The 8617-nt window shown below is 47.4% G+C and carries 4 protein-coding genes and 2 pseudogenes; 4 read left to right on the top strand and 2 right to left on the bottom strand.

Going from position 1 to position 8617, the window contains the following annotated elements:
• The first annotated feature begins 383 nt into the window (after positions 1–383).
• A complete protein-coding gene (locus ACQY6F_RS03480) occupies positions 384–1373 on the top strand; it encodes an OmpA family protein (RefSeq protein ID WP_428772207.1) in 990 nt (329 codons plus the stop codon).
• Positions 1374–1431: 58 nt separating this feature from the next.
• Here ACQY6F_RS03480 and ACQY6F_RS03485 read toward each other — a convergent pair whose 3' ends face one another.
• Entirely contained in the window at positions 1432–1947 is a 516-nt protein-coding gene (locus ACQY6F_RS03485) for a Fe3+-citrate ABC transporter substrate-binding protein (RefSeq protein WP_428772208.1), read from the bottom strand.
• 298 nt (positions 1948–2245) lie between these two features.
• Entirely contained in the window at positions 2246–2923 is a 678-nt protein-coding gene (gene mtgA / locus ACQY6F_RS03490) for a monofunctional biosynthetic peptidoglycan transglycosylase (RefSeq protein ID WP_428772219.1), read from the bottom strand.
• Between the two features lie 583 nt (positions 2924–3506).
• On the opposite strand from mtgA, the gene ACQY6F_RS03495 reads away from it, so the two are divergent.
• The 3 genes and pseudogenes from ACQY6F_RS03495 to ACQY6F_RS03505 all read left to right on the top strand — a co-directional run.
• Complete coding sequence (locus ACQY6F_RS03495) at positions 3507–4001, top strand: hypothetical protein (protein ID WP_428772210.1); 495 nt, start codon at positions 3507–3509, stop codon at positions 3999–4001.
• Between the two features lie 490 nt (positions 4002–4491).
• A pseudogene (locus ACQY6F_RS03500) lies at positions 4492–5088 on the top strand (tyrosine-type recombinase/integrase).
• Positions 5089–5394: 306 nt separating this feature from the next.
• A pseudogene (locus ACQY6F_RS03505) lies at positions 5395–8617 on the top strand (RHS repeat-associated core domain-containing protein); the annotation flags it as partial.

Consider the following 8617-nt stretch of genomic DNA (forward strand, 5'->3'; position numbering starts at 1 on the left):
ATTTTTGTGCTATTAGTTGCTTATTTTGTCTTAAATTTGAGATTTGAATCAGATCTGCGTTTATTAAGTTAGAGTTAATTTCTTTGTAATAAATTTAAAAATTTCAACATGTTATTGGTAATTTTGAGTCACTGATTCAAAGTTAGCTAACACAATTCTGACATTTGTGATGTTCAAAAATGCATTTTGTTGAATATAGTTGCTGGAGCAGGCGTGTCGTTTACTGTCAGCCACGACTGCCAGGATAAACAGCAAAATGATTTGGCATAACGAACCATCCGGCGCAGCCAAACTTGTGTGCGCAAGCCGTCAGTGAGTGCTGTGACCGGAACAAAATCCATTTCGCTGTAACTGCTGGGACAGTTAGATAGAGGGTTAAAAAAATGAAAAAGTTAGCAGTGGTAATTTCAGCGTCACTTATGGTGGCGTCAACACCATCTATGGCTCAATTTTATCTTGGGGGTAAATTGGGCAAATCTTGGCTCGACAATGCGTGTTTTAGCGGACAACCTTGTACCGATGATGATCTGGCTGGCGGGGTTATGGCGGGTTACGACTTCTCACGTTACCTGGCAATGGAAGCGGGTTACGATTATTTGGGTGAGTACGATACCGGGCTGGCGGGCCTGAGCGGCTCAGACAATAAAGTTACCGCATTTACACTGGCACCTAAGTTCAATATTCCGATCAATGAGACACTTGCTCTGTATAGTAAATTGGGTGGTGCTTATGCCGAATACGGCAACAAAAAAGACTGGTCTTATCTGGCGGCATTGGGCTTGGAGCTTAATTCGCAAAAGAATATCGCAGTCCGGGTTGAATACCAACGTCTGACAGACATCAACAACGATATCGTCCGTGCGGCGGGTAACAGCGTCACGCTGGGCCTGGTCTATAAATTTGGCGGCGCAGACGAACCTGCGCCGGCACCAGCACCTGTTGCTGAACCGGTCGTTGCAGAACAGCCTCCGGTAGAAGTGCAACCGCAACCTATGGTCATGACCAAAACCTATGAAGCGACGACGTTAGGGGCTGGCACATTTGCCGTTAACAGCACCGAGCTGAAAGATCCAAGTACCGCGCAACTGGATGAAGTCGTCTATTTCCTGGAAGAACATCCACAGGCTAAGGTAGAGGTTGTAGGACATACTGACAGCACGGGCGCAGCAGCGTATAACCAGGTGCTATCCGAAAAACGGGCACAATCCGTTGCGGATGCAATCAAAGCTCGCGGAGTAGACGAATCCAGAATCATTGTACGTGGGGAAGGGGAAACCCAACCGATCGCCGATAATGCTACCCGCAAAGGGCGTGAAATGAACCGCAGGATTGAGATTATTATTCAGGAGTTTGAATACCAGGTTGAACAATAATTGCCGTTGGTAAGTTGATTGCAAAAAGCCGCTGTTGATACAGCGGCTTTTTGCTGTGTTATTTCAAATCGATACTATTGAGCCGGCCCATAAATTCGAGAATTTCGAGATTATCTTTATTGGCTTCCAGCAAGGCTTTTTTGGTTTTGGTGTAGGCGCCCAGGCGACCGTGCTTCTTAATTGAGCACACCACACTTTTATATATCAAGTGGCCGTTTTTATCGTAGTTGCGCCAGGCGGCAATGTAGCATTCATCTTTGGCCTCTGGGTTTTCTTTGGTCGGGCGCGGTTTGTATATGATCTTCGGCTCAAGTGAGTGGGGAAGCCGGGTCATCAGGTAGGGATCTTTAAGTATCTTAGGCCAAAACTTTCCCCACATTTCCTGGCCCAGTTCATTGCGGAGCTTAATCGCTTTTTGCAGTCCTTTTTTTTCACCAATACGAATATAACCCACAGAGCGGTGCAGCACCGTGTCATCCGGGGTATGGATGTGTATCTTGTAGGCGGTTTTAGCTTTAGAAATAAAACGGTGGCCAGTGTTAGTCACCAGATTACTCTTGTCACTTTTCGGCATGGTTTTAGTTTATATTTGTATCAATAACAAAAGAGTAATCAATTCTGCCCATTTAGCCATGCATGGCCAGCAGTTTACCCCGCTTGACTCATTTTTGAGAATTTGACTGCAACTGTTACCTTGCTGGTGGCCCGGTGCGGTGTTGTGTTCAGGACAAGAGAAAAAAGACTGGAGCAATTACCCAAAAAAGAACCGTAAGTTATTGGTCAATAATTAGCTGTGCGGAGTGGGCGAACAGCTCTCACGCCCGGCGCAGAACAAACGCGATGCAGCTGAAATGGTATAATCCCGGAGGTTGTCACAAGGTCACTTCACCCAGATTTCGCATTTGTCTTAATACCCAGTTGGTCCGCCGCTGAACGTAATTACTGGCAGGAACCGGTTTAATTTTGTAGGGGTTAGGTAACACCACCGCCAGTTGCGCTGCCTGGTAACGCGTTATACGGTCGGCAGTCACGCCAAAATAGTGTTCACTGGCCGCCTGTACCCCATAAATGCCCGGGCCGAACTCCACCACATTCAGGTACATTTCCATGATTCGCTCTTTACCCCAGATCAGCTCCATCAGGAACGCGATATAGAGCTCGTAAGCTTTTCGCAAATAACTGTGGCTGGGAAACAGAAATACATTTTTAGCCGTTTGCTGGGTAATGGTACTGGCGCCACGTTCGGGGCCATTTTGACCACTGCTTTTGATTACCGACAGCAGCGCATCAATATCAACGCCCCAGTGATGGGGAAAACGTTGGTCTTCCGATGCGATAACCGCAAGCGGCAGTGAAGGTGACGCTGAAGATAACTCCACCCACTGATGCTGAGTGTCTTCAGGATAGCCTTTGGGTGGAAACAGTGTACGGGAGACTTCCCAGCCCCAAAACGGCGGATTTACGAATTTCAGAATAAAGACCAGCACAATGGGGGCAACCAGTGCCAAGGCAATGGCCGTCATCAAAACGGGTTTGATCCGGCTTTGAATGGCGTACTTTAAAGTACTCACATCTCTGCTTTCTGTACCACACGTTACCGTGTTGGAAATTGCCCCACGCATACACTCAACCACTTTCTTAACGACAAATTCAATGACTGCCCGACAACCTATGTGATATCCGCTTTCTAGGCCGGCGAGGCTGGATCACCAAGGTTAAGTGAACGACATTTTTGGATTGGATTTGTCCGTTGTGTGTAAAAGAATTGACCAAATTCTATATTTACATGCGACCTCTCTATGAGCTTGCTGTAGATGTGGAGACAGGAACCATCAACATCAGCCCTGACAGTGCAAGTGAGCATGCCAGGAGTTAGGAAGGGTAGCCATAGCGGGGCGTGAAATCATTACTCGAGCCTTTCAGTGACGCATTGAAGCCAAATTGTGTCCTGCGCTTTTACTTGGAGTTCTGTGAATAAGTTTATTTGGTTAACTAACACATTACTGCCCCTTTGTGTGGAATCAACGATAGAAACTAGAACCTTGGTACTTCATAATTGCATAATTAAAACTAATGGATGGGCAAAGGATAAGGCCTGACCATCCTAACTATCTACATTTGGACTTTACAGATATGGACTTTGACTCAATTAGACCGATTATTAGCGGCCTTTTAGGTGCTATTGTGGCTGTTTATATGACCGCTTATATATCTAAGCAGGCTGGGGAAAGTGAAGCAGGTCAACTTCGTTATACAAAATTCATGTGGGGGTTGGCTATTACATGCCTATTACTCGCATTGCTACCAATTGGACTTACATTAGCTGGACACCACAAAGAGCTATGGGCAAAAGTTAGCTTGTTTGTTGGGTTTGGTTCAGGGGCTATTTATTGTTTTGGAGAGGCAAAATTTGTACATGGGAGTTTTGATCAAGAAGGAATTATTTTTTCAACCCCTTGGACTGGATTGAAAAAAGAGAAATGGGCGAACATTTCTTCGATAAAGTTAAGTGATATGTGTGGCTGGTATATATTGACATTCAAGAGTGGGAATAAAATACGATTATCTAAATATCTCTCTGGGCATAAATCTGCACTAGAAATGGCTTCAAGAACTATAAACACCTAGCTAATCCTTTTTGGTTTTCTGCTATCGGTTCATGCCTCTGCATCCGATGACCCACATGTCGATCTCACTTGTAGTTCCAGATTAACAGTTTATACCAACCTGAAAATTAATCTGATCACTTCTTTGTCTGGATTAGTATGAATCAACCTGACTGGGCAAATACTAAGGACAGACACCACTATGTTACTTTTGGTCACTGACTTGAACGGTCAATATTGGCTTCCCATACCTGAACTAATCCATGAGTTGCCAAATTAGCAAAACCCCTGAAACGTTTCTGTCCAGAGCCTTCACAGTTGGCACTTCGTAACTCTGAAGTGCCCCAAAACATTTTAACGCCGCAGCTCGCTCAAAATGGTATGAATCATTTTCCCATAGAAATACTCATCTGAAATTGAACAGTAGAGAACGTATATTTATTAGATTGATCGCGCCGCCGAATATGACGGTTACCCTCATTGTTGGCTAATCAAAAACAAGGAGGCCAAAAATGAACATGTCGACAGCGATGATGCCTACGGGGGTAAAAAGACCGTTTAAACTGGAAGAAGTATGGCGGATCAGAGCTAGACTCGAACTTGAGCACAATTGGATGCAGATTGCGCTGCTCAATCTAGCGATTGACAGTAAATTGAGAGCCAGTGACTTGTTGAACTTACATGTCCATGATGTTTCTGCTCAAAATATTGTACTAGAGCGGGGTCATTGCTTGCAGAGAAAAACGGGGCTTGATGTGCAATTTGAAATCACCCCGAGGACTCAACAAAGTCTAAGTAAGTGGATAGACGTTGCCTCACTGTCACCCTATCAATACTTGTTTCCAAGTCTACGGCGCAACAATAAACCTATCAGCTATTCGTTGTACCGAACCATTATTCGAGCTTGGGCCAGCAGTTTTGGGCTAAATGCTGATAGTTATGGTACGCACTCTATGCGCCGCACGAAAGCGACGTTGATTTATGCGAGAACGAAAAATATCCGAGCGGTGCAGTGACTGCTTGGTCACTCCAAACTGGACAACACCATACGTTATCTAGGTGTAGAGTTAGAGGATGCCTTAAAGCTGTCCGAGCAGACGGATTGCTGACGACTTTCCGATGACTATCTTACTGAGAGCCGCAATCTCATGGAGTATCGACCGCTTGGTGATGTCAATTTGAATGACTCATAACCTTATGTTTCTATTTGAGTTATTGCTAATTAACCATTGATAGTTCACATAAATATATGCTGTCTCATTAAGTGAGCTTATTCATATCACGTTTCTGTCTATTTTTTATTTATAGACTCATAACATTTGGTACTTTTGCGCGAACTTCGTTAGTTGGCAAGAGGTATTCAAGTGAAAATAACCAAAATAATTCCATTAGTGTCTCTACTGGGGCTTGCGCTTATGGCCACCCCATCAATAAGCTGGGCTGAAGAGGGTCAAGACTCCGATAGTGGTAGCTCTGACTCTGGCAGTGATTCTGGGAATGAATCGGGCTCTGGCGGTATTGATAAGGAATGTGGTAGCGGGACAGCGGATGGCCATTGTGGGGGTGATTCAGGCCCCAGCCCACAAGAAAAAGACGGCGACGAGATTAAATCGTCTATTAGTGAAACCATGTCTAGATTGAGGAATTGGATATCCAATTGGGGGAGCAGCGCTGACGAACAAGCCAACCAAACCGACTCGAACACTCAAACCGCGCTGAATACCAATACGGCCACGCAAACTCAGTCGAGTCAAATCGCTCAAGAGGGCGCCACCACGGGTTGCCCTGTTGAGCTTTATTCGGGATGTAAAGTGACCCGAGAAAATGACTTTGAACATCCGCTTCTATCGTTAACCCGCCAACATCGTTTGACTCAAGGTTCGGCGTGGTCACTGGGCGCAGGGTGGCACAGCGCGTTAGATACGCGCATTCTATGGGGGGTGGATATTGATATTCAGCCTCAAATAGAAGCCAACAAACAGGTCGTCGGCGGGTACCAAACCATCATCGATAACATTGATGCCGAAATTGAGTCATTAAATACGATTTATGCGGATCGAATTGGGATTGACCAGCCTGGGGTGAAAGAGCTCATTGCTGAAAAGAGTGCAGAGCTTGAAGCGGCCAAGCAGCCCTATCTCGTTAAGCTTAACACTGCGCAGCAAAAGCTGGATGAACTGGTGGCAGACAAAGCCATATCCGATGGGTTTCGGGCGCGTAATGTTTACACCGCCGACCAAGCCTTTCCTCAAGAATACGAGATCGGCGTTTACAACGTTAAGTGGGTCAATCCCCAAGGGGCACGAGAGCTGTTTAAGCTCAATCCCATCACCTCAGCCATTAGCGCACAATCGGGGAATAATGCCCGTTTTGAACTCAGTGCGGATGATTCGGTCACCATCATTACTCCAACGGGGCAGCGTTACACCTACAACCGTCATGGGCTGTTAACTCGCATTGAAAGTAACGATGGTCGTTGGGTGGAAATTGAGCGCGATGCCAACCAAACAGCAACGTCCTTAACCGATGAACTCGGTCGAACCCTGACATTTGGTTACTCAGACCAGCGTTTAACGTCCATTCGTGACCAGGCAGGGCGCGTCGCACAGTATCGCTATCAAGGCGGTAAACTGTCGGAAGTGATTGGCTTTGACGGCGAAGTTCATCGCTACCAATACCACTATGAAGCAAACCCATTAGCACTGACGCAAAAAGCCGACGGCGAAGGCAATGCTGCGAACTACCAGTATCGTCAGCAAGATGGCAAAACCGTGGTGGATGTCCAAACCGATGCCGACGGTAACGAGTTCCACTACGAGTATGACTTTGCCAATCAAACCACCACGGTAATTAACCGCAATGGCTCACGCACTCGCTATCAGTATGACGACAACAATCGTGTGACTTCACGCTATTTTGAGTCTGAAGGCAGTGAAGTCAGCATGCTGTACGACGATAAAGGCAACCTATTAGTCGAGTACAACGAACTCGGCGAAGCGACCACCTACCGTTATGATGAGCAGAACCAGCTAACGTCACACACTGACCCAGAAGGGCGCAGCACCGAGTTTGTACGTGACGAGCTTGGCCGCGTGCTATCGACCACCAATGGCGCAGGGGAAAGCACACAAATCGAGTATGGCAGTGAGGGTCGAGTCGATACCGTCACTTTGCCTGATGGCTCGGTGATTGAAGAGCGCTGGCAAGATAACCTGTTGATAGAGCGTATTGATGAAGCGGGTAACACCACCTTATTTGAGTATGACGAATTTGGTTACCCCACTCGAATCGAAACCTTTGGCTCGAGCACGCCTACAGACGACGCTTTTATCCGTACCATGGAGTACGATGCGGTGGGACGGGTGCAATGGGTCTCGGAAGGCTCTGAATCGACACCTCAGGCGCAGTGGCGCACCACACGCTACGAATACCAGACAGAAGACGGTCGCAGTTTAGATGTCCCGACACGCATCATTGACCCATTAGGTCGTGAATCGGTCATGCGCTATAACACCAATGGACAAGTGACCTACCACAAAGACTTCTCAGGCGTGGAAACTTATTACAGCTACACCGCCAGAGACAAAGTCGCCACCAAACGTGTCGTAATGCCGAGCGCTCAAGGCGGCGTCGAATACCTCTCTGCCTACCGTTATGATGCGGAAAATAACCTGGTGCAGGCGACCCAGCCTAATGGCTCAGTGTGGCATTATCAGTATGACTCGCGTAACCGCCTCATTCGCTCCTACATTCAAGGCACCAATGTCAGCAAAACCTTCAGCTATGATGCCGCAGGCCACCGTCTAACGGAAACCGACAGCACAGGTAACACTACGGCGCTCAGTTATTACGCCGATGGCCAAGTGGAGGCGGTAACCAATCCATTAGGTGGACTGTCTGAGTACCACTACGATGAGGCGGGGCGTCTTGCGTCTGTCTATGACAGTGAGCGTGGCGCGTACACCACCCATTATCTGCGTAATGAGCTGGGTCATGTTATTGAATCAACCGATGGCAACCAAAACACCACGCAATATGGCGTCAACCCGCTGGGTCATATTACTTCAACGTCTATCCCGAACAGTCAGACAGACCGTGTTTCCAGAGTGTTGGATTGGCGGGGTAACCCTGTCAGTCAGCGCGATGCGGCGGGCGGTCGATACCAGTATGAGTATAACGCCTTTGGTCAAGTGACTCGCGTAACCGACTCTGAAGGCGGTGAAGCGCGTTTTGAATATGACGCGCTTGGGAGGCAAATACTGCATCTCAACACCGCAGGTCTACAAACGACTTGGCAGTATGACCAGCAGCCAACGCAACTGGTGGTCACCCAAACCGAGATCGACACCAACCAGTCAATGCTCTACTTGGGCAATCATCGCACCAGCCAAAAGACCTATGACCTACTCGGTCGATTGATTGGCTATCAGGATGCGCTGGGCCAAACGTGGTCATTCGAATACAATCCACAAGGGTTGCTCCGTTTAATCACCAACCCTGATGGCAGCACCATTGCTCGTGAATACAACCTTGCAGGGCAAATGATTGCGGAGGTGTTGACGACCAGTGAGGGCCAGCAACGCGGCACCTATTACACCTACGATGGTGAAGGACGTATGCTGACCGAGCAGTTACCAC

The sequence above is a fragment of the Vibrio sp. genome, from assembly GCF_050299255.1.
GTDB lineage: Bacteria > Pseudomonadota > Gammaproteobacteria > Enterobacterales > Vibrionaceae > Vibrio.

Bases quoted from the DNA above. Each gene is read 5' to 3' on its own strand.
- ACQY6F_RS03480 (WP_428772207.1), top strand. From the start codon at position 384: ATGAAAAAGTTAGCAGTGGTAATTTCAGCGTCACTTATGGTGGCGTCA.
- ACQY6F_RS03485 (WP_428772208.1), bottom strand. From the start codon at position 1,947: ATGCCGAAAAGTGACAAGAGTAATCTGGTGACTAACACTGGCCACCGT.
- ACQY6F_RS03495 (WP_428772210.1), top strand. From the start codon at position 3,507: ATGGACTTTGACTCAATTAGACCGATTATTAGCGGCCTTTTAGGTGCT.